Source organism: Clostridioides sp. ES-S-0123-01, from assembly GCF_020658415.1.
GTDB lineage: Bacteria > Bacillota > Clostridia > Peptostreptococcales > Peptostreptococcaceae > Clostridioides.
In genome coordinates this window covers 639,969-663,883 of record NZ_JACVWD010000001.1, presented here as the reverse complement: position 1 = coordinate 663,883, position 23,915 = coordinate 639,969, and the positions used below count along the sequence as shown (strand labels likewise).

General features: G+C 27.8%; 20 protein-coding genes. 16 read left to right on the top strand and 4 right to left on the bottom strand.

Annotated elements, in window-relative coordinates:
- Window positions 1-95: 95 nt before the first annotated feature.
- Window positions 96-1,055 (bottom strand): helix-turn-helix transcriptional regulator, encoded by a 960-nt coding sequence (locus tag IC175_RS02995; protein WP_227851086.1) that lies wholly within the window; start codon window positions 1,053-1,055, stop codon window positions 96-98.
- Window positions 1,056-1,163: 108 nt separating this feature from the next.
- On the opposite strand from IC175_RS02995, the gene IC175_RS02990 reads away from it, so the two are divergent.
- The 9 genes from IC175_RS02990 (at window position 1,164) to IC175_RS02950 (ending at window position 11,093) form a co-directional block, all read left to right on the top strand.
- A complete protein-coding gene (locus tag IC175_RS02990; protein ID WP_227851085.1) occupies window positions 1,164-1,616 on the top strand; it encodes a DUF6194 family protein in 453 nt (150 codons plus the stop codon).
- A 392-nt stretch (window positions 1,617-2,008) separates the two neighbouring features.
- Window positions 2,009-2,377 carry a GntR family transcriptional regulator gene (locus IC175_RS02985; protein WP_227433073.1) on the top strand — a complete coding sequence of 123 codons (369 nt, stop codon included), beginning with the start codon at window positions 2,009-2,011 and terminating at the stop codon, window positions 2,375-2,377.
- A gap of 1 nt (window position 2,378) precedes the next feature.
- Complete coding sequence (locus tag IC175_RS02980) at window positions 2,379-3,104, top strand: ABC transporter ATP-binding protein (RefSeq protein ID WP_227433074.1); 726 nt, start codon at window positions 2,379-2,381, stop codon at window positions 3,102-3,104.
- Window positions 3,098-3,862 (top strand): ABC transporter permease, encoded by a 765-nt coding sequence (locus IC175_RS02975; RefSeq protein WP_227433076.1) that lies wholly within the window; start codon window positions 3,098-3,100, stop codon window positions 3,860-3,862. Before IC175_RS02980 ends, IC175_RS02975 begins: the two co-directional genes overlap by 7 nt.
- 254 nt (window positions 3,863-4,116) lie before the next feature.
- Window positions 4,117-5,367 (top strand): MFS transporter, encoded by a 1,251-nt coding sequence (locus IC175_RS02970; RefSeq protein WP_227482403.1) that lies wholly within the window; start codon window positions 4,117-4,119, stop codon window positions 5,365-5,367.
- A gap of 184 nt (window positions 5,368-5,551) precedes the next feature.
- Window positions 5,552-6,436 (top strand): mechanosensitive ion channel family protein, encoded by an 885-nt coding sequence (locus IC175_RS02965; RefSeq protein ID WP_227433080.1) that lies wholly within the window; start codon window positions 5,552-5,554, stop codon window positions 6,434-6,436.
- 563 nt (window positions 6,437-6,999) lie between these two features.
- Window positions 7,000-7,617 (top strand): PepSY domain-containing protein, encoded by a 618-nt coding sequence (locus tag IC175_RS02960; RefSeq protein WP_227433082.1) that lies wholly within the window; start codon window positions 7,000-7,002, stop codon window positions 7,615-7,617.
- A gap of 107 nt (window positions 7,618-7,724) precedes the next feature.
- Window positions 7,725-10,256 (top strand): FAD-dependent oxidoreductase, encoded by a 2,532-nt coding sequence (locus tag IC175_RS02955; protein ID WP_227433083.1) that lies wholly within the window; start codon window positions 7,725-7,727, stop codon window positions 10,254-10,256.
- A gap of 216 nt (window positions 10,257-10,472) precedes the next feature.
- Window positions 10,473-11,093 (top strand): TVP38/TMEM64 family protein, encoded by a 621-nt coding sequence (locus IC175_RS02950; RefSeq protein WP_227433084.1) that lies wholly within the window; start codon window positions 10,473-10,475, stop codon window positions 11,091-11,093.
- Window positions 11,094-11,221: 128 nt separating this feature from the next.
- Here IC175_RS02950 and IC175_RS02945 read toward each other — a convergent pair whose 3' ends face one another.
- Complete coding sequence (locus IC175_RS02945) at window positions 11,222-11,758, bottom strand: metal-dependent hydrolase (protein WP_227433086.1); 537 nt, start codon at window positions 11,756-11,758, stop codon at window positions 11,222-11,224.
- A 112-nt stretch (window positions 11,759-11,870) separates the two neighbouring features.
- Complete coding sequence (locus IC175_RS02940; RefSeq protein ID WP_285891625.1) at window positions 11,871-12,575, bottom strand: superoxide dismutase; 705 nt, start codon at window positions 12,573-12,575, stop codon at window positions 11,871-11,873.
- A gap of 170 nt (window positions 12,576-12,745) precedes the next feature.
- Here IC175_RS02940 and asnB point away from each other — a divergent pair, with 170 nt between their 5' ends.
- Window positions 12,746-14,629 (top strand): asparagine synthase (glutamine-hydrolyzing), encoded by a 1,884-nt coding sequence (asnB, locus tag IC175_RS02935; protein WP_227851084.1) that lies wholly within the window; start codon window positions 12,746-12,748, stop codon window positions 14,627-14,629.
- A gap of 73 nt (window positions 14,630-14,702) precedes the next feature.
- Here the strand turns inward: asnB and IC175_RS02930 are convergent, their stop codons facing one another.
- The gene (locus IC175_RS02930) at window positions 14,703-16,139 is read right to left on the bottom strand and encodes a trypsin-like peptidase domain-containing protein (protein WP_227482406.1); all 1,437 of its coding nucleotides are present in this window, start codon (window positions 16,137-16,139) and stop codon (window positions 14,703-14,705) included.
- 329 nt (window positions 16,140-16,468) lie between these two features.
- On the opposite strand from IC175_RS02930, the gene IC175_RS02925 reads away from it, so the two are divergent.
- The 6 genes from IC175_RS02925 (at window position 16,469) to IC175_RS02900 (ending at window position 23,908) form a co-directional block, all read left to right on the top strand.
- Window positions 16,469-17,047, top strand: a complete 579-nt coding sequence (locus tag IC175_RS02925; RefSeq protein ID WP_227433090.1) for a TerD family protein — start codon at window positions 16,469-16,471, stop codon at window positions 17,045-17,047.
- Between the two features lie 34 nt (window positions 17,048-17,081).
- Window positions 17,082-17,660, top strand: a complete 579-nt coding sequence (locus tag IC175_RS02920; protein ID WP_227433091.1) for a TerD family protein — start codon at window positions 17,082-17,084, stop codon at window positions 17,658-17,660.
- Between the two features lie 85 nt (window positions 17,661-17,745).
- Window positions 17,746-18,375, top strand: coding sequence for a TerD family protein (locus tag IC175_RS02915; protein ID WP_227433092.1), 630 nt, complete (start codon window positions 17,746-17,748; stop codon window positions 18,373-18,375).
- Entirely contained in the window at window positions 18,365-21,124 is a 2,760-nt protein-coding gene (locus IC175_RS02910; protein ID WP_227823788.1) for a calcium-translocating P-type ATPase, PMCA-type, read from the top strand. The genes IC175_RS02915 and IC175_RS02910 overlap by 11 nt, the downstream gene beginning before the upstream one ends.
- Window positions 21,125-21,208: 84 nt before the next feature.
- Window positions 21,209-22,771 carry a YceG family protein gene (locus tag IC175_RS02905; protein ID WP_227823789.1) on the top strand — a complete coding sequence of 521 codons (1,563 nt, stop codon included), beginning with the start codon at window positions 21,209-21,211 and terminating at the stop codon, window positions 22,769-22,771.
- The gene (locus IC175_RS02900) at window positions 22,772-23,908 is read left to right on the top strand and encodes a toxic anion resistance protein (protein WP_227433096.1); all 1,137 of its coding nucleotides are present in this window, start codon (window positions 22,772-22,774) and stop codon (window positions 23,906-23,908) included.
- Window positions 23,909-23,915: the final 7 nt, after the last annotated feature.

The window sequence follows — 23,915 nt, the reverse complement described above, 5'->3', positions numbered from 1 at the left end:
AATATGTAAACATTAACAAATATAAATATAGTCTTATCTCATATAGATTAGACAAAACACTAGAATGTAGTATATATTGATAGCATCCATTGACATTACACTCCAGTGTTTATTTTGCAGTAATGATTGTATAACTCCTGAATTTTTGATTTTATCAATGTTTTAAGCTCAATTGGTTCTAGTACAGGGGCCTCTTTTCCAAATGACAAGAAATATTCAGCTACCCAGTTTAGTGTTGTTTTTGAGATATACATATCTATGTAACCGCCATTAGGAAAAACAGTCAATCCTTTTGCTAATAGAAATTCTGCCTCACAGCGTTTTACTCCTATATCTGTTAGTTGAATTTTAATATGATAATCTTTAGCAACTTCTAAATTTTCAAGATATTCATGTATTGAATTTGGAATACTGTACTTTGAACTTGTTATATTTTCTATACTTACAATCTTTTCAATTCTGTCTACACGAAATTCACGGATAGATTTTGACTTTAAGCAATACGCTGGACAGTACCAAAGACCATTCATTGCATATAAACCAACAGGTATAATAGTTCTGATACTTTGGTTTTTATTTGATGAATATTGAACTGTAAGAGCAGAATTATTTGTAATTATGTTAAATAGTTCTTTTAGCAAGGGAGAAGAGCAATGTCTATCTGGTGTCCAGAATACAATTTTATTTTGTATTTGAGTAATATTATGTTGTACATCTGCTGGTAGACAATTTAAAAACTTTTTTAATACAGAGACTCTCTCTTGTTCAAATGGCAAATCACGATAAAAAGCTAACGATTGATAGGCAAAAAATATTGCTTTTGCTTCACTTTCTGAAAAGGTAATTGGTGGTAGTATACGTTCTTTTAACATATGATAACCACCTGTTGCTCCTGTTTTTGAATATAGAGGGAATCCCATGCTTTCTAAAGCTTGTAAATCTCTAAGTATTGTTCGTTTTGATACACAAAATTCTTCAGCCAATTCTCTTAGAGTAAAATTTCTTTTTGCATTTATAGTTATCATCAATTCAATTAAGCGCTCAGCCTTTGACATTTTTCTACTCCTTTTTTTACAATAGTGACAATTATTGTCACTATTATATGATAGGATATTATCGTGTTGAAAGCAATATAAATATTATAGAAAGGATGGATATTTAATATGAAAGCTGACGATATATTCAATTACTGTGTATCAAATTTAGATGATGTTGTTTTAACAGAAAATTGGGGGGAAAGAGGGATATTTTATAATCCTAATGGTATTTTAAAGAAAGGAGTATATGTTCTTACTATCAAAGAAAAAGATGGTGAAAATGACAAAAGTTCATTACTAAACCGAAGTAATGTTTATCGTGTAAATGTATGCTTGAAAAAGGAAACATTTATTAAAAGGTTTGATAATATCCCAAAACGACCATATGCTGGGCAAATTGTGAAAATGGATTTTGATTTTACAAAACTGGATACAATTATGCCTCATCCTGTTTATGCATGGATGGGATGGGTGTGTGTCTTAAATCCTTCAGAAAAAACATTTAAAGAATTAAAAGTAATGATACAAGAGTCATACTATTTTGCTAAGGAAAAGTTTGCTAAAAGGATAAAAAAGTAATAGCATGTGAACATAATTATAATAAAGGCTACTGAGACCTGAAAATACAATTCTATTTTTTCACTTCATATATTCTTATAGATTCATATAAAATTTGGTAGCCTTGAATGTAAATCTCTAAGTCAGACAAGAGAAAAATAAATACCAAATGAAATATCAAAAAACATAGTGATTAAGGAAATTTCTTGTATTATACCTATTTAGACCTGAAGATTTTGAGATTTAATAGTAGGTTTTAAAATGCTATTTTTTATAAAAACTATCTTTAAATGAAAAAGCTTGTAGATATTCATAATTTTATTTAAAAATAGTTGACATATGAGCTGTGTTATTATATTATTGTATTAGGTTATTAATACAATAATATAATAACACAATGAGGAGGCATGAATATGGAATGGGAACTTGATAATAACAAACCTATATACATACAATTAGTAGAACATCTAAAGTTAAAAATAGTTTCAGGGGAAATAAAAATAGGTTCTAAATTAGAAACAGTAAGAGCACTTGCTGAGGATGCTGAAGTTAATCCAAATACGATGCAAAAAGCTTTAACAGAACTGGAAAGACAAGGATTGGTTTATAGCCAAAGAACAAAAGGAAGATTTGTAACAGATGATAAGGAAAAAATAAAAGCTATGAAAGAGGAAATAGCCAATGTTGAAATAAATACATTAAAAGAGACTTTAGTAAAACTTGGATATGACGAAGATGAAATGTTAAAACTTATAACAGAAAATTTGAAAGGAGAATTATAAAATGGATAAAAATATAAATGATGTTTCTCAAAATGACATAGTTGAATTTAAAGGTGTAAATAAAAGCTATGGAACTAAAAAGGTTTTAAAGAATGTTGAATTGAATATACCAAAAGGAAAAATAGTTGGCTTGTTAGGTCCTAATGGAAGTGGCAAAAGTACAATGATTAAATTGATGAATGGATTATTACAACCTGATGATGGTGAAATTATGATAAATGGAATGAAGCCATCTATAGAAACAAAGAAAATAGTATCATACCTACCAGAAAGAACTTATTTAAACGACTGGATGAAAGTATCAGATTTACTTAAATTTTTCTATGATTTTTATAGTGATTTTGATGTTAGAAGGGCAAATGAAATGATTAAGAGTTTAGATATTGATGTAGATGAAAAATTAAAAACAATGTCTAAAGGAACTAAAGAAAAAGTACAACTTATTCTGGTCATGTCAAGAAAAGCAAATATATATATTTTAGATGAGCCTATTGGAGGTGTTGACCCAGCTGCAAGGTCATATATACTTAAGACTATACTAAAAAACTATTATGAGGATAGTACTTTGCTGATTGCAACTCATTTAATAAGTGAGATAGAAAATATATGTGATGAAGTAATATTTATATCTAAAGGTGAGATAGTACTACAAGGAGATGTTGAATCAATAAGAGAGGAAAAAGGTAAATCTATAGATGCATTATTTAGGGAGGAATTCAAATGTTAGGAAAACTATTAAAATATGAGTTAAAGGCAAGTGGAAGAACGTTTATACCATTATATATAGCTATAATAGTAGTGGCTATATTAAATGGAATATTTATGAAGATTGATATATTCCAAATACAAGGAATAGGAATACTTGTACTTACAAGTCTTTTTATGGCACTGGGTGTTTTAACTATTGTAGTTACAATTCAAAGATTTAGAAAAAATCTTTTGGGAGATGAAGGCTATTTAATGTTTACTCTTCCTGTTAGTACTAGTTCACTTATATTATCCAAATGTATAACAGCACTTATATATGCGGTACTTAGTTTTATAGTTGCAGTAGGTACATTTGCAGTACTAATGTTTTTTAGTGCTTCTGGAATTGCATTTGCTGAGATTTTAGATTTTTTTAATAATGTTTTCAGATTGGGGTTTGAAAATTTTTTAGATATGTTCTTGCTATTATTAACAATGCTTATTTCATATACTTCATTTATTTTATTGCTATATACAGCAATTTCAATGGGGCAATTACCAAAGTTTAATAAACATAGAAATGTATCTGCATTTGTTTCTTTTATAATTATAAATATGATAATATCAACTGTTGGTAGTACAATTGAAAGATTTTTACCAGGAGAAAATACTAACATGATTTATCATTTATATCAAAGTTCTCATTTTATGTTTGCTATACTTGGTAGTATTATAATTTTAGTAATATTATTTATTGCTACAAAATATATACTAGATAGAAATTTAAATTTAGAATAGATATTTTTATAAAGAGCCATCTTTTAGAGTTACTTTAAAAGATGGCTCTTGTTTACTTTAAGAATTAATTAAGTATTATATAAACAGGAATAAATTCTTATATATGGTTAAATGTGTATGTGTATTGTATAATAGAAATGCATATTAAAAATTTTGATAAATAATTACAAAATTCTTATAAACAAATACTGTAAATAGAAAGTCTACAAACAGAGTAATAAAAGTTAAAATTACATAGATTTGAGGGAGAAAATATGAAAAGTTATACAAAGACTAAATGGAGTGTTTGGGGCATAATTACATTTTCATTTATTTTAGTCTTATTTTTAAGGATGTCAACTGCTGTTGTCTCAGATAATTTAGCAAAAGAGTTAGGGTTTAATTCTATACAAATATCAAATATAGCATCATTTTGCCTTTACTCATATGCACTTATGCAAATACCAGCAGGTATATTAATTGATAAATATGGAGCAAGAAAGATTAGTAGTATTGGAATAATAACGGCTAGTATAGGTTCGATACTATTTGGATTAATACAAAATATAGAATTAGCATATCTTTCTCGTATAGTTGTAGGAGCAGGAACATCAGTAATATTACTCTGTATCTTAAAAATTCAAGGTAGATGGTTTGATAAATCGGAGTTTGCTTCTGCAACAGCTAAGTTCTCATTTGTTGGAAATGTGGGAGGAGTTCTTGCTACTTTTCCGCTAGTATTTTTGTCCGAATTTATTGGTTGGAGAAATTCATTTTTATTAATAGGTATAATAGGTATTTTAATTGGATGTTGTATGTATATTATTGTTAGAGATACACCAAGAGAATATGGATTTAATGTAAATGTTGATATTTATGAAGAATCAGAAAAAATTAGTATTATTGAAGGGATTAAGTCCGTTATAATTAATAAGTCAACATGGTATAATTCAATAATAATGTTTTCTTTTGTAGGTTTAACAAGTGCATTTACAAGTCTTTGGGGAGTAAGATACATAATGGATGTTTATGGAGTTAGTAAGAGTTTTTCTGCGTTTATAGTATCATTTTTTACATATGGATTTATATTTGGTTCAATAATCATGGATTTTGTGTTTGCAAAAATAAAGTCTAGCAAGTTTAACATAATAAAATATGGTGCAATGATAGACTTATTTATATGGATAATAATTGTAATTGTTTTTAAAGTAAAACCACCAATAATGTTTTTACCAGTAGCATTTTTTATAATGGGGTGTATAGTCATGTCACATCTACAAGTATTTAATGATGCTAAATATAAAAATAAAGAGATTTATTCTGGATTGGCAACTAGTGTTATTAATACCTTTGAATTTATAGGAAGTGGTATTATTAATTTAATCATAGCTATATCTTTACAAATAAATTTCTATAATACAGTTGATGGATATAAAAGAGGATTTATTGTATTTATAGTATTAAGTATTATAACTATAATAGCATCTCATATTGGTGTAAAAAATGATGATTTTAAAACTCAATAGCATTTTCATAGTGGCTTAGCATAAAGTTCTACAAATAATAGAAGGTTTGGATTTAGAAAAAAGAGCTAACTGGAATATAAATCTTGTTTACTATGATTAAATGATATTGTATCATATTAAATAGAAAAATAAGAACTTTAAACTATAATATTGGTTCTAAAATATAAAGTAAGGAGTTTTTTCTATGGATACAACAAAAATAGATGATATAAGTAAGTTAGATTTAAATAATCTAGATATTAATAAAATGGACATGGGTGGTTTGATGGAAAGCCTTTTGGAATGGGCAACTACAAGTGGAGTAAAACTTATAATAGGTTTACTCATACTTTCAATTGGATTTAAAATAATAAAAAAAATTGTAAACCATGTCATGACAGTTCTTGGCAAAAGAGATGTCGATTTAACTTTAAGAAGGTTTTTGAAATCTCTTCTTTTAAGTGTACTTAAAGTTGCTGTTATAATAGTTGTTCTTGAATACTGGGGGATGAGTTTATCTAGTTTTGCTGCTGTAATAGCTTCAGCAGGGGTAGCGATAGGTTTAGCGCTGCAAGGTAGTTTATCAAATTTTGCTGGAGGATTTATTATACTTTTGATTAGACCTTTTAAAGTAGGAGATTACATAGAAGCAGCAGGTCATGGAGGAACAGTTGAGCAAATAGGACTTTTTTATACTCAATTAGCTACTCCAGATAATAAGCAGATACTTATACCAAATGGCTCTGTATCAAATGATAGTCTGATAAATTATTCTGCAAAAAATACTAGAAGGGTTGATTTAGTTTTTAGTGTAGGATATGAAGATGATATATTACATGTTAGAAGAGTCTTAAAAGAAATTGTAAATAGACATAAATTAATAATAAATGAACCAGAACCATTTATAGGAGTAGTAGAACATGGAGATAATGCCATTAAATTTGCAATTAGGGCTTGGTGTAAGACAGAAGACTATTGGACAATTTACCTTGATTTATTAGAAGATGTTAAAATTAGATTTGATGAAGAAGGAATTACAATACCTTATCCTAAAATGGATTTAACAGTTAGGGAACTAAATAAAATTTAAGTTTTTAATTATATAAAGGGGATGCTATTTAAAGCATCTCTTTTAGTTGTTTTTATTTTATGTAGATTTTTTATTTTCATATTTAATTAATGATAATTTTTACTATTTTATAGATTTAAATTTTAAAATTCTGGTATAATAAATTATATTATATAGATTTTAAAAATATTTCATCTTTGAGCGATACACGTATAGTTAAATATTATTTTATGATAGACAGAAAGTCATCTTATCTCAGTATTTTAAAATAATAAGAAGTTGTATAACTTTGGATATTTGTGTATCATCCAATTTCATCTCAGTTTATCTCAACATTTCTATTTTTAAGAATAACTATGATTTATAAACAGGTATTATATTAGAAATTTAAAAATTTGTACTCATATCTTATTATTTAGGTTAATTTTCATATAAGTAATATTAAAATAGATTTTTAGCTTTTGATTATAAAGCTTTGAAAATAATTAAAATAAAGTAAGGAAAATATGCAATATAAAAGGGTAAATGAAGGGTTTAAAGGGCATAATATAGAATAAATTAATTATTATTTAAGGAGGATTTTTATGTGTAAAAAATTATATTTATTAGTAGCAAGTATACTTATTGCAGGTTTATTAACTGCATGTAGTGGAAATTCAAATTCAGGACAAGCACCTCAAAATAGCAATACAAAAAAAGAAGCAAATGCTTCAAATAGTGATTTAAAAGATGGCAAAATTGATGAAAGTTTAATGGAACAAGACTTCAAAGTACCTTATACAGATGCAATAAATATGTTTAAAGACAAATATAAGGATGCTGATATAGTAGATTTAAGTCTTGAAAGCGATTTAAATAAATATGTTTATACTGTTGAAGGTGTAGATGATAATAATGAGTATAAGATGAAAATAGATGCTAATACAAAGGATGTATTGCAAGATAAAACTGAAAAATTGGATTCAGAAGATTTAAATGGTAAAGCTAGAAAAGAAAAATTAGATTTAAATGATATAATAACACCTCAAAAAGCTATGGAAATTGCATTGAAAGAACAAGATGGAATAGTAAAAGAATGGAGTTTAGATAAAGATTTAGATGTTACTTTTTATAAAATAAGAATAGATAAAGATAAAAATGAATATGACATAAAGGTAGATTCTAAAAAAGGAACTATACTGGAGGTAGAAAAAGAAGATTAAGAGTTTCAAGTTGCTTTTAAAATAAATTCTTTTTTGAATAAAATTTGTTTAAAATATAACAAATAGGGTATAAAAAGGTTAAATAACTATTTTAGGAGGAGTACGGTATGTCATTAAAATCATTGAAAATAAAAGAAAATTTATATTGGGTAGGTTCACTTGACCCTGATTTAAGAGTATTTGACATAATTATGTATACACCTTATGGAACAACTTATAATTCATATGTCTTAAAAGGCACAGAAAAAACAGTTTTATTTGAAACAGTTAAAGATAAACATTTTGAGAAATATATTGAAAGATTAAATGATTTAAATATAGACTTTGAAAAAATTGACTATATTGTGGTAAGTCATACTGAACCAGACCATGCAGGAAGCGTTGAAAAGCTATTAGATTTAGCAAAAAATGCAAAAGTAGTAGCTTCAGAAACTGCTATTAAGTATCTAAAGGAAATCGTAAACAAAGACTTTGAATATATTGCAGTTGCAGATGGAGATGTGCTATCAATAGGCGATAAGACTTTAGAATTCTTCTCTGTACCTATGCTTCATTGGCCAGATACTATATACACATATATAAAAGAAGATAAAACTCTTGTAACATGTGATTCATTTGGAAGTCATTATAGTAATGACAAGATAGTAAACACTCTTAATGAAGATGAAGAAAAGGATTACTTAGATGCCTTAAGATATTATTATGATTGTATAATGGGGCCATTTAAACCATCTATGGTAACTGCTATAGAAAAGATAAAAGATTTAGATATAGACACAGTGTGCCCAGGTCATGGACCAGTATTGACTGAAAATCCTAGAAAAATTATAGACCTTTATTATAAATGGAGTGTAAATGAACAAGTAAAATTAGAAAAAGAAGTTACAATTTGTTATGTTTCTGCACATGGATATACAAAAATCATGGCAGAGGCTATAAAATCATATATTGAAAAAAATAGCAATTATAAAGTAAATTTATTTGATGTAATAGAGCATAAGCAAGAAGAAATTCTAGATAAAATAGCAGTATCGCAAGGTGTATTATTTGGAACACCAACAATATTAGGGGATGCATTAAAACCTATATGGGATATATTAGTATCTTTAAATCCAGTTCTTCATGGTGGAAAAGTTGCATCAGTATTTGGTTCATATGGATGGAGTGGAGAAGGTATAGAAAATGCTATGGAGAGAATCAATCAGCTTAGAATGACAACAGTGAAACCATTTGCTGTTAATTTTAAACCATCAGGGGAAGAAGTTGACAAATTATATGCTTATACAGGAAAATTCTTAGATAAGTTAAACTCTACTTTTGGAAGTAAAAAGAAGACTAAAAAGTTTAAATGTGTAATTTGTAATGAAGTATTTGAAGGAGATAGTGCTCCTAGTATATGCCCTGTATGTGGAGCCAAAGAGGACCAATTTATAGAAGTTGAAGAAGATGAGGTTACTTTTAGAAAAGATACTGACGAATATTTTGTTATAGTAGGAAATGGTGCAGCTGGTTTCTATGCAGCAGATGCTATAAGAAAAAGAAATAAGACTTGTAAGATAACTATGATTTCTAATGAGGAAGAGTTAACTTACTATAGACCTGCACTTTCTGATGGTATAAATGAAGAACTTAATTCTGATTTCTATATGGAAGATAAAGCTTGGTATGACGAAAACAACATAGTAGTAATATTAGGAACAAATGTAGATAAATTAGATGAAGCAAATAAAACTATTGTAGTAAATGATGGAGCTATTAAATTTGATAAGCTTGTAATAGCCACAGGAAGTAGAAATTTCATACCACCAATTAAAGGTCATGATTTAGAAAATGTATTTACACTTAGAAATATAAAAGACTTATATAATGTAAAAGAAGCATTAGAAAAGTCTAAGAAAGTTGTAGTAATTGGTGGAGGACTATTAGGTCTTGAAGCAGCATGGGAATTTAAATTAAAAGGCTTAGAAGTAGTAGTGGTTGAAGCAATGGATGGTATATTATCAAAACAACTTGATAAAGAAGGCAGTAAAATACTAGAGCAATGTGTAAGAGATACAGGAATAGATGTAAGATTAGGTGTGGCAGTTGATGGTATTGATGGCAATGGAAGGGCTCAAAAAGTTGTATTTAAAGATGGCAATAGTGTTGACTGTGATATGGTAGTCTTTTCAATTGGAGTGAGAGCAAATACTCAGATGGTTCAAGATACATCTGTAAAAATTGATAGAGGTATTGTTGTAGATAATACATTACAGACAAATGTTAAAGATATATACGCTTGTGGAGATGTTGCACAAGTAGGAAACACTAGTCTAGCAATATGGCCATCTTCAGTAGAAATGGGAAAAATAGCAGGAGCAAATGCAAGTGGAGATAGTTTGAAATTTGAAAGTGATGTATATCCAGTTTCATTAGATGCTATGAATGTTAAAGTATTTAGTATTGGTAATATACAAGATTTTGATAAAGAAATTTCATCAAAAGATGAAGGTAAAAGAGTATATAAAAAATTATTTATGAAAGATGGTTCATTAGTAGGAGCTATACTTATAAATGATTTAAGTTGCACTGTTAAATTGATAAGATTAATATCTGAAAAAGGGGATTTTGAAGATGTTATGAAGTCAGATATACTATAGTTTAAATATATCTAGATAAAAAGAAAAAGTCTTGAAATATGATAGATTCATATTTTAAGACTTTTTTGTTATAATATATAATAAAATAAAGATACCTTAACTGTAAATTTACATAAATTATTTACTTTTGAATATTAGATTCCTTTTTGAAATTGGTATGTAATAGCAATATAGAGTATATAATAATAGTTAAAGTTAAAAAAGGGGAAAAGCAATATGCAGTATATACAAGAATTACTTGATTTAACTCAAAACTATTGGGTGTTAGCCACAATAATTGGTTTATTAAGTGCATTTATAGAAAGCTTTATACCAGCCTTACCACTTGTGGCGATAGTTACAGCAAATGCTGCTATACAAGGGTTATTACTTGGGTGTTTGCTATCATGGATTGGCTCAGGGCTTGGGACAACCTCATTATTTTTATTAATAAGTAGATTTACTGATAGTAGACTTTTTAATAAGTTGAGAAATAGTAAAACTGAAAGAGCAATAAGTTGGATGGACAAACAGGGATTTAAACTGCTATTTATAGCATATGCTTGTCCATTTATGCCTGGGTGTTTAGTTACTGTTGCATCAGCTTTTTGTAAAAAAGATATAAAAGATTTTGTTCCAGCAATGTTGGCAGGAAAATTTGTAATGTTTATAGTAATAAGTTATGTGGCAAGTGATATAGAAGGATTTATAACAAGTCCACTAAAGATAGCATCATTTATACTATTAGTATTTTTATCATGGAAGATTGGAAGTAAAGTTAATAAAAACCTTGAAAATCATAACTATGAATTTCATCATAAAAAACACGATAATGATAGAGATAACAAAAGAATTTAACTTGTCAAAAAATTAAAATTGTCTTAAAAGAATTAGATTTAAATAAAAATTAAATTTAAAAGTATTCTTTTAAGACAATTTTTTTAATTTATTTAATTAATTTATAAATATGTAACTATAAAAATACATTAAAATAAAATGTAAAATTGATATCCGATTAAAAAAATAACTATGAAATTTAAAAGTTTAGATATGAATTTTTCCGTTTTTGAACTAGTTTTTATAGGGAGTAAGGAAATGTTTATAGTAATGGGAAAAAACAATTCGATACCTTCTTTGGTAATAAGGTCAAGACACATGTGAGAAAAATATCCTATTATAAATCCACTAGACAGACATGAAAAAACTATATTGTTGTTGGTAAAGATTGTTAGAGACTTAAAAAAACTACTAATGAGTAATAATGCAAGAAGACTATGGGTAAACCCTCTATGTCTAAACCTACTTCCAAATAATTTGTAAATTAATATGAATTTTTTACTTATGTAAGAACCTCTCATATCTATATCTGGAAACAATGAACCTAAATATGCAAAATAGATATAGATTATAATTAATACTATTTTATATGTAGTATCGTATTTGACTAAATATATATTATTTATAAAGGGGAGTATCAAAAGCGCTAATATATATCCTCCCCTTTCATGTGTTTCTTTTATCATATAAAAATCCTCCTGAATCGTCACTATAAACACAATATTGGTAAATTTAGACTATCTTTTATTATATTATATAGCAAACATAAGTTTTTTTCAAAAGGATTTTAATATTTAATTACTCTTGAGATTTTAAATTTTTGTAATTTTCTAAAGCTCCATTCCAATTAACTACATTAAACCAGTTGTTAATATATTCATTTCTTCTGTTTTGATATTTTAAATAGTAAGCATGTTCCCAAACATCAAGACCTATGATAGGAGTCAAGTTTTTACTTACAGGGCTATCTTGGTTTGGAGTAGTTATAATGGACAATTTACCATCTTTAGTGGCTACCAGCCAAGCCCAACCAGAACCAAAAACATCTAAAGCTGCTTTTTGGAATTCTTCTTTGAATTTTTCAAAAGAACCAAAATCTCTGTCAATAGCTGCTTTTAAAGATTCAGAAGGTATAGTTTTCTCAGGAGTCATTATATCAAAAAAGAATTTATGATTGTAAGCACCACCTGCATTATTTCTTACTGTTGTAGCAATGTCTTTAGGCAAAGAATCTAAGTTTTGTAATAATTCACATAAAGAATAATTATAAAGCTCAGGATATTTTTCAAGAGCTGCATTTAACTTATCAACATAAGCCTGATAATGTTTATCATGATGTAAAATCATAGTTTCTTTATCTATATATGGCTCAAGTGCATCATAAGCATAAGGTAATGGTTTAACCTTAAACTTGTTATTTTCGGGTGTAAAAGCAAATAAAGTTATACACTGTGAAAGTATAAATAAAGACATAATAACTGGTATTAACATTTTTTTCTTCATAAAAATCACCTCCTAATATAGTATTTCTAGAAATTAAAAAATTATGAAAGATTAGCAGATAATTTATAAAAATTTGATAGTAATTTTTTTAAAATTGAATAAGTTTTGAAGGCAAAGACAAAACTATGAAATAAGGATAACACTAAAAATTAGGAAGGAAATTTGATAATATGTGTGGCAATATTTCAATTTATTATAAAGGAGATATATCTAAAAAAGAAGATATTAAATTTAAAATAAAAGAATCTGTAAATAATATAAATCATATAAGTCTTGATAGTAGAGGATACTTAAAAGGTGAGGAAAAAGAGTTTGATTTTAATAGATTTGATGTAATAGATGTTATACATGGAGTTAAACCATTTGAAAAAGATGGAAAGGTTATAGTTTTAAATGGTGAAATATATAATAGTTGCGAGATAAAAGAAGAATTGATTAAAAAAGGGTACAGCTTTGCTACAGATAGTGATATTGAAATCTTATTAACATCTTATATAGCATTTGGAAAAAATTGTGTACATAAGATAAAAGGTATGTTTAGCTTTATAATATATGATAAAGAAAATGAAAGCATATTTGGGGCAAGAGATTTATTTGGAATAAAACCACTTTACTATATAAATAAAGAAAAAGTGATAATCTTTGCATCAGAATATAAATTTATACTCGAGTATGTTAAAAAACTAAACATAAATGAACGAAGTTTACAGAGTTATTTTTCGTTTCAATATGTTCTTCCTGAAGATACTATGATACAAGGAATAAGATTGATACCAGCAGGACATTTTTTTAGAGTGGAAAACGGAATACTATCTTTAAAGAGATACAATAAACTTGAATTTAGGAGTAGTACAAAATTTTTTTACAGTAAGAATCATTTAGGGAATAGAGATATAGGCGAAGAAGAAATAAGAAATGTAGTAATAGATTCGGTAAGAAGACAGGTAGCAGAAAATAAACAAATTGGGACATTTTTGTCTGGTGGTATAGATTCATCAATTATAACCTCTATAGCTTCACAAATTAATCCAAATATAAAGTCTTTTTCGCTAGGTTTTAATGTTAAAGGGTATAGTGAATTGGAAATAGCTAAAAAAACAGCTGATAAATTGGGCATAGAAAACATTCCACTTAACATAACACAAGATGACTATATAAAAGCATTACCGAGTGTAATTTATTTTTTGGATGACCCTGTGGCAGACCCATCAGGAGTAGGTCTTTATTTTTTAATTAAAGAAGCTAGTAAATATGTTAAAATAGCTTTGTCTGGAGAAGGTGCTGATGAATTATTCGGGGGATATAATGTATATAAGGAATATAATAATGTGAAATCAGTTATAAATTCACCAGTGTATATTAGAGGCGTATTAAATAGAGTTTCAGAGCTTATGCCTAATATAAAAGGCAAAAAATATCTTTACAGAGCTACAACACCTTTAGAAAAGAGATATATAGGAAATGCGAAGATTTTTGAAAATAATGAAGTAAAAAGATTCTTTTTTAAATATAAGGAAAAGAATATACATGAGTATTTATTATCAAATTTGTACAGAGAAGCGCAGAAAAATAATTACGATTATATAAGTAAAATGCAACATATAGATGTAAATACATGGCTTCAAGGTGATATACTTCAAAAAGTTGATAAATTTTCTGTAGCTGAGCATCTAGAACTTAGAGTACCTTTTTTAGATAAAGATGTATTTGATGTAGCAAAAAATTTAAGAGTTGAACAAAAAATAACAAAAAATAACACAAAAGTGCTACTTAGAGAATCTTTTAAAGATATAGTACCAGAGCATGTTATTCAGAGAAAAAAATTAGGATTTCCAACGCCAATAAGAGTTTGGTTAAAAGATGATTTAGGAGTTGTTGTAAGAGAAACTATTTCCAATGCAAATGTAGACGAGTTTATTGATAAAAAATATATAATAAAACTTTTAGATGAACATCTAAAAGGTCACAAAGATAATTCAAGGAAAATATGGACTATATTTACATTTTGTCTATGGCATCAATTGTTTATAGAGCATAAAAACATCAAGTATTAATTTTTTCATGATATGGAGAGGGCGAACATATATAATGTTCTCACCCTCTCTATTGGTATGAAGAAAGAGTAAATTAGTTTATTATTTCGATAAAATTATTGGCAAATATTTTGACAAGATGACTTTCCACTGCTAGATTTAAGTTTTGTCCATCATCATATCCAGCAGAAATTAATCCCAGTAAATTGCCAAACATATCTAAAAGAGCCCCTCCAGAACTACCACTAGAGATTGGAGCTGTAAATTGTATCATTTGAACTGTTTCAAAGTCACGAAAAGCAGAGATAATTCCATCTGAAACTGTATTGAAAAGACCTAAAGGGCTTCCAATTGCAACTATTTTTTGGCCTCTTACAGGTTTTTTACTAACCTTGACTGGTATTGATTTACATTCTCTATCAACTTTTATTACAGCCAAATCATAATCTGAGTGGTATTTTATGATTTGATGTGATGTATAAACTTTATCATCATTTTCAAATCTAACTAAAAATGAATAGCCTTCATTAACTACATGGAGATTTGTAAGTATGTAACCTTCACTATTTATGACTACTCCAGAACCGCTCTTGAATGGTTTGTTTTCATTATCACACACAACAATCATAACAACGGAAGTTGATAATTTTGCGAGTTCTTCATATGTAAGTTCTATTTCTTTATCTTTTTTATTTTTTGTAGATGTAAAGTTTGTGTCAACAGAAGTTTGTTCAGATTGAGGTTTATTTATAGGAGTATAAGTTTTGTTATTATTGATGTTCTTATTTATATCTGTATTTAATTTTTCCAAAGGTATATCTAGCATAGTTGGACTTTTTTTAGAAAATTCAACTAAAGTAGAAAATCTAGAACATTCAGGATACAAATCAAGGATATCCTTATGAGGATTTATATATAAAATATCACATCCAAGCTGTGATAAAAAATATAAGAAAAAAAGTTCCTGTCTCTTAATATTTCCAAAATACACTACCTTGGGTGAAACAGTAATTTTAATTTTATTATAAAATAATTTAGGTAGAAAATAATCTATCCAACATAAAAGTTTAACAGCAAAATTTTTAACAATAGAAGGTGTTGAATGTGGTGTGTTTTTAGAAAACAAATCTAATGTATTTTTAAATGCAATTTTTTTTGTCCAATCTAATGTATCATTTTCTATCTTACAAGGAAATTCAATATTGTATAAATTCCAACTGTTAAATTTAGCATCATTATAAGTATTGAAAGTATTGAGCATCTTATCTGTTTGTGATTTATCAAAATTTATATTTAAGTTGTTTAGCCTAATATAGGGAACTGTTATATTGTTAAAAAAATGAGCATCTATATTTTTGATGTTTTTTATGTATTTATCAATCGAATTATCAATACCTATATATCGTGTAAAGTAGACTTCTTTAATATAAGAAGAACTCTTATTTGTATAAGACTTACTAGACATAAATTCATTTAAAGGCTCTTTTGAGTTCTTTATTACAACTTTTAATGGTTTAATAGTACAAATCATATTTTTTCTCCTCTAATAAGATGATATAATCTATTATAAAACATCTTAAAACAATATAGTACAAAGAATTTTGTAGTTTCAAAATAAAATGTATACTTGTATATATAAATGATATATAATTACATATTAAACATAGATTTTATCTATTTAAAAAAATATGTAAAATCTATGTAAAAAGTAAGAAATATAAACATTTTTTTAATTATATTTTAAAAATATCAAGTAAGTTTTATTCACAAATGAATAAAAAATGTTATAATATGATTAAAGAAAAAGATAAATAATTAGCAAGATTTGTTTAGCTAAAATTAACAAGGGAGCGATAAATTATGGGTATAACATTATCAAAAGGCCAAAAGGTTGATTTAACTAAGGGAAACCCAGGGCTTAAAAATATTTTAGTAGGGTTAGGATGGGACACTAACAAGTATGATGGTGGATTTGACTTTGACTTAGATACAGCAGCATTTTTAACAGGAGCAAGTGGAAGTGTTACTAATGATGGAGATTTTGTATTTTACAACAATTTAAAGCATACTTCTGGAGCAGTTGAACATTTAGGTGATAATAGAACTGGTGAAGGTGATGGAGATGATGAGCAAATAGTTGTTGATTTATCTAAGATTCCTGGAGAAATAAGCAAAATTTCTTTTACAGTTACAATTCATGATGCTACAGAAAGAACACAAAATTTTGGGCAAGTAAGTAATTCTTATATAAGAATAGTAGATAAAGATACAAATGAAGAGCTAATAAAGTATGAATTAGGTGAAGATTTTAGTATAGAGACAGCTATAGTAGTAGCTGAAATATATAAACACAATGGAGAATGGAAATTTAACGCACTAGGTTCTGGTTTTGAAGGTGGACTTGCTGCGTTATGTGGAAACTTTGGAATAAACTTATAATTTTAAATACAATAAACTAGAGGGGGTATTTTCCATGGCTATAGTATTAAAAAAAGGACAAAAAATTGATTTAACTAAGGGAAATCCAGGACTTAAAAATATTAGACTTGGACTAGGATGGGATACAAATTCATTTGATAGTGGATATGATTACGATTTAGATGTCAGTGTTTTTATGGTAGGAGAATCTCAAAGAGTTGAAAGAGATGAAGATTTTATATTCTATAATAATTTAAAACATCCATCTGGAGCAGTTGAGCATTTAGGTGATAATAGAACTGGTGAAGGTGATGGAGATGACGAAGAAATATTAGTAAACTTAGATACAATGCCAAAGCATATACAAAAAATAGCTGTAACAGTTACAATATATGAAGCTGCTGAAAGAAAACAAAACTTTGGACAAGTAAGCAACTCATATATAAGAGTTTTAAACTCTGAAAATGACCAAGAAATATTAAGATATGACTTAGGTGAAGAATTTAGTATAGAGACTGCAATTACAGTATGTGAGATATATAAATATAATGGAGAATGGAAGTTTAGTGCAGTTGGAGCAGGATTTGAAGGTGGCTTAGAAGCACTTTGCAGAAACTATGGATTAAGTGTTTAGTATGAGTAACACAGTATATTAAATATAAGTAGCCTATACAAATAATGTATAGGTTATATTATATAAAATTTTATGGAGGTTTAGTATGTCAATTAATTTATCAAAGGGTGATAAAATAGATTTAAAAAAATCCAACCCAGGATTGAGTAATATACTTGTGGGCCTAGGATGGGACCCTGTGCAACAGGCAGGTGGAGGATTCCTTAAGTCTTTATTTGGTGGAGGACAAGCTGATATAGATTGCGATGCATCTGTATTTATGCTAAATCAGGAAGGAAAATTAAGTGGTATAAAAGACTTAATTTATTTTGGAAATTTAAAGAGTGCCTGTAAGTCAGTTTTACATACAGGAGATAACTTAACTGGTGAAGGTGTGGGTGATGATGAACAAATTCTAGTTAATTTAGATAAAGTTCCATCAAATATTCACAGATTATTATTTGTAGTAAATATATACAATTGTATAGACAGAAAACAACACTTTGGGATGATAAAAAATGCCTATATAAGAGTTGAGGACCAAAGCAATAAAAAGGAAATAGCAAAGTATAATTTATCTGATAATTATTCAGAAAAAACTACTCTTATAGTAGGGGTTATATATAGAAAAGATGGAAGTTGGCAGTTTAAAGCAATAGGTGAAGGAACAAAAGATGCGGGTCTTAAAGAAGTAATGCAAAATTTAGACAGGATTGAGTGTGTATATGGAATTTAATAACGATATCAAATATTATAATGTTGACAAAGAAGACGTAACTAAAGACTTATCTGTTAACCCTGATAGAGGTCTATCAGAATCAGAAGTCAAGACTAGAAGAGAAAAGTATGGTTTAAATGAATTTACACCAAAAGAGGAAGGAAGCTTTTGGGATGATTTAAAAGACAGTTTAAGTGAACCAATGATAGTTATTTTAATTATTGCAGCAGTAGTAAGTGCAGTAATTGGAGAAACTCATGATGCAATAGGGATTGTAGGAGCTATAGCAATAGGTATAGCAATAGGTATGATTACAGAAGGTCGTTCTAAGAAAGCAGCAGATGCTCTTTCTAAGATGACTGAAAATATTGAAGTTAAAGTACTAAGAGATGGAGAAATACATCAAATTTCTAAGAATGAACTAGTACCAGGAGATATAGTATATATTGAAACTGGTGATATGGTACCTGCTGATGGTAGACTTATAGAAACTATAAATCTTAAAATTAGAGAAGATATGTTAACAGGAGAATCAGATGATGTATCTAAAAAATGTGATGTAGTAGTTCCAATGGAAGAAATAGAATCTAAAGGAGCACTAGTGGTACAAGAACCAATTCCTGCAAAACAAATAAATATGGTATTTGGTGGTACACTTGTTGCTTATGGTAGAGGAATATTAGTTGTAACTTCAATTGGAGATAGCAGTGAAATGGGTAAAATTGCTCAAAACTTATCAGATGCAGATGAGCAAACTCCACTTCAGATAAAGCTTGGAAATTTAGGTGGATTGATAGCTAAAGTTTCCAGTGCAGTAGCAGGACTATTATTTATATTCATGGTTTTCCAAATGGTAAGTAAGAATGTATTAAATGTTGATATGTCTGGAATTTTACCATTTTTAGAATCAATAGACCCTGTTAAAACAGCCTTTACAGTATGTGTTGCATTGATAGTTGCAGCAGTTCCAGAAGGTCTGCCAACTATGATAAATATGACACTTGCAATAACAATGCAAAAAATGGCTAAAATAAATGCCTTAGTTACCAAAAAAGAAGCTTGTGAAACTATAGGTTCTGTTTCTGTAATATGTTCAGATAAAACTGGTACATTAACAGAAAATAGAATGACAGTAGAAGTTGCATATATTGATGGAAGATATATTGAGAGCTCAGAAGAAGAAATAAATAGTTATTTTGAAGAAAACTGTATGATAAACTCTACAGCTGATGTAGAGCATAATGATAATGATGTTAAGTACCTAGGAAGTGCTACAGAATGTGCATTACTTCTATATTATAAAAATGTAGATTACAGACAAGTTAGAAAAGAATCTAATATAGTAGCTCAAAATCCTTTTACTTCTGATTCAAAGAGAATGACATCTGTCATAGGTCAAGATAATAATCATGTGTTGTTATCAAAAGGAGCACCAGAAGTATTGCTTGAGCTATGTTCACACATTCAAAGAGGTAAAGACATAGTTCCAATAACTGAAGGTATAAAACATGAGATTTTAGAAGAAATAAAAAAATTACAAGTAAAATCAATGAGAACCTTAGGTTTTGCATATAAAGAAATTTCCCAAGCTGAAGAAGAAGCAGCAGTAACTGCTGAAAGTGATTCTATGAATGTAAGTGCAATGGAAAGTAATTTAGTATTTAGTGGATTTGTTGGTATAAGAGACCCACTTAGAAAAGATGTTATAGAATCAGTGAATACAGCAAATAAAGCTGGTGTTTCTGTAAAAATGCTTACAGGAGACAATATAAATACAGCAAGAGCTATAGGTGAAGAGTTAGGTCTATTAAAAGGAAATATGAGAGCAGTTGAAGCTTCATATATAGATACTTTAGATGATGAAGAATTAAAACAAGAAATACAAACTATTTCGATTGTTGCAAGAAGTAAGCCAGATAGTAAAATGAGAATAGTTTCAGCTCTTCAAAAGAGTGGAGATGTTGTTGCTGTAACAGGTGATGGGATAAATGATGCCCCAGCGCTTTCAAAGGCAGATGTTGGTATAGCAATGGGTATATCTGGTACAGAAGTATCAAAAAGTGCAGCAGATATAATTTTAACTGATGATAGTTTTAGCACTATTGTAAAAGGTATTAAATGGGGTAGAGGAATTTATGATAACTTCCAAAGATTTGTTCAATTCCAATTAACAGTAAATGTAATTGCATTTTTAGTGGCTATAATATCTCAGGTTATGGGACAAGAAATGCCATTTACAACAATACAATTGTTGTGGGTAAATATAATTATGGATGGGCCACCAGCACTAGCATTAGGTTTAGAGCCTGTTAGAGACCACGTATTAAATAGAAAACCTGTTGATAGAAAAGCAAATATAATTTCTAAGTCAATGGTATATACAATAGTATTAAATGCATTCTATATAACAGCAATACTAATGTTACAATCTACATTTAACTTCTTAGGTGTTGATGAAGCTCATAAGGGAACTGTAATGTTTGCGTTATTTGCTTTTAGTGCATTATTTAATGCATTTAACTGTAGAGAATTTAGTGCAGATAGTATTTTTCCAAACTTTACACATAATAAACTAGCATTACAAATAATAGTTTTAACAGGTATTGCACAAGTAATATTTACTCAGTTATTCCAAGATTTCTTTAATTCTGTAGCTATGGATGTTATGACATGGGTAAAAGTTTTATGTGTTGCAGCAAGTGTAGTTGTAGTCAATGAAGTTGTAAAGTGTGTAATAAGATTAGTAAAACCAAAGAAAACAGCTTAAAACAAATTTTATAAAAAAACAAACTGGCTCAAAATATATATTTTGAGTCAGTTATCAATAAACAATTAAATTGGGAGGATAATTATGGGTGACTCAAAGGTATTTGAAAAAATATTCTCCAGCCAATCAGATAGAGGAAATTACACTCCTTCAAAGGGATATCTAAGTTATTTTATTTCATATATTGGTTTAGAAGATGAGATTTTGTATAATCTTGAAATATTTAAGGCGAAGCAAAATATTGATAGTAGAAAAGATATTGCCTTATTTACTGATGCTATAGCAAATCCTAGTGATTTTGACATTATTAATTATTTTAAAAATGGGCTTAAAAATTATAAAAACAGTACAGAAGATGTAGACATAAGTATTTTAGGGTTTGAAGAAATAGATTATAAAATAAAGCAAGCAATAGATAAAGTATTAAAAGAGGAAGAAAAAGATTTTACTAATGATAGAGTTAAACAAAATTTTATAGTGAAAATAATGGCATGGATAAAGACTTATATTGGTGCCTTAGATATAAATAAAAATGATGCTCCAAAAATAATATTTTATGGAGACATAAAAAAGCATGAAGTCTATCTACTTTTAATATTGTACTTAGCAGGATTTGATATATTATACCTTAATCCAAACTCAAAGAGTAATATAAGTATCTTAAATTTAGAGAAATATAAGATAGAATTAGAAGAGGCTAATATAATAGAAGAAAATGTTTCTTTTGAAGATAGAGTTGTTTCAGGTGAAAAGATAGATAAAGGCTCTGTAAAAAAAGCTTTTACTGTTGGAGCAGAAGCATCAAAAAGAATAAGTGAAGAATTGTTAAATGATGCTGGATTTATAAAACCCTGGCAACTTCAAGATAGAAAAATAAAAAGCTTGCTTTTAAGTTCAACTATTGATGAAATATCAATATATTGGAATCAGCCATTAAAATTGAGACCAGGATTTAAGTTTAATGATATTATAGTAGAAACTCCAGTTTTCTTTTCTAAAATCAATGGAATATATAATGATAAAAATGAATACATTAAGTTTTTAGATTTATTAAGAGATTCAGAAAGTTCAACATTTATTGAATTTAATGGAGAGATAGATAGATTTTCAAAAGAATTTACAAGAGAAGCTTTTAGCCTATCATTTGTATTAAATTCAAAAGGTATTATAGATAAAAATTCTGTTTTAAATAATAAAGAATATTCTATTTCAACATTAGCATTAAATCAACAAATTATGATTTTAGAAAAAGTGGAAGAACTTATAGAAGGCAACATGTTTTTAAATGGACTAAGTGGAGAGGATAAAATAAAAGGCTTATTCACAGTACTTCATATGGATAAAAAGCTTGTTCATATGATGAATAATTTCGATTACTCTCTCATAAATCCAAAGTTGGTTATATATATGTATAAGAGCATTGTGTTTGATAAAGAAGTTGTATTCCTAATGCTTTTACTTAGTAAAATTGGATTTGATATTATTATATTATCTCCAGGCGGAGAAAATAATATAGAAAATGTTATAAATAACCAATTGATTGATATACACAGATTGGATAAAATGGTATATGACCTTAAATTGAACTTACTTGAAGATGGAATACCTTTACTTAAAAAAATTTTTGGCAAGAGGAGACGATTTTAAATGGGGATAAATATAAATAATTTTTCAAAAGATAATAATTCTGTAGAGACTGTTGAAAATTTACCTACGACTATACAAGAAGAAAATTTTGATATAATGGAATATACAAATAATAAAAAAAATGAACTTAGAAAGTCTAAAGAGGTGGAGGCTTTAACTTCTCTTATAGAAGTAGAAAATCCAGATACAATTTTACAATTTGGTAGAAAAGCATCTGAAGGAGTAGCTAGAGTTTCTGATAGCCTATTAAACACAATAAAATTAAATAGAAATGAAGAAAATTCTAAGATGCTTGTTCACTTAACTAAAATAATGGATAAGTTTGATTTAGATGATTTTCAAGAAACTAAGGAACCAAATTTTGTTCAAAAACTTTTCAAAAAAGCTAATAATGCTATTGAAATGATGTTTCAAAAGTATGAAACACTGGGAGGAGAAGTTGAAAAGATTCAAATTGAACTTGAACAATATGAAAGAGATATAGCTCTTTCTAACAAGCAAATTGGTGCTATGCTAAATGAAAATTTTGACTTTTATAATGAACTTCAAAAATATATTGTTGCTGGAGAAATGGCAGTAGAAGAAATGGATAATGAAATACTACCATATTTCAAACAAAAATCAGAGACTAGTGGAGACCAAATGGATATTGTCAACTATCAAGAACTATTAAAAGTCTATGATATGTTAAATCAAAGAGTCTATGATTTAAGGATAGCAGAAAATATAGCTATTCAGACTATACCTATGCTGAGAGGTATGCAACATAATAACTATGGTTTAATTAGAAAAATCAATAGTGCCTTTGTTGTAACTCTACCAGTATTTAAACAATGTTTATCTCAAGCTATATTACTTAAAAAGCAAGAATTACAAGCAAAGTCTTTAAAAGCTCTTGATGATAAAACTAATGAATTACTGCTTAGAAATGCACAAAATGTAAGTTCTCAAAGTGCACAAATAGCTAGAATGGCTGGAACAAGCTCTGTGCAAATAGAGACATTAGAAAAAATGTACAATACCATTAAATCTGGTATAGATGAAACTATGAGAATAGAAGAAAATAATAGAGTTACAATTAAGGATAATACAAAGAGATTAGAAGAATTAAATACAGCTATAATTTATAATAAGTAGTATATTA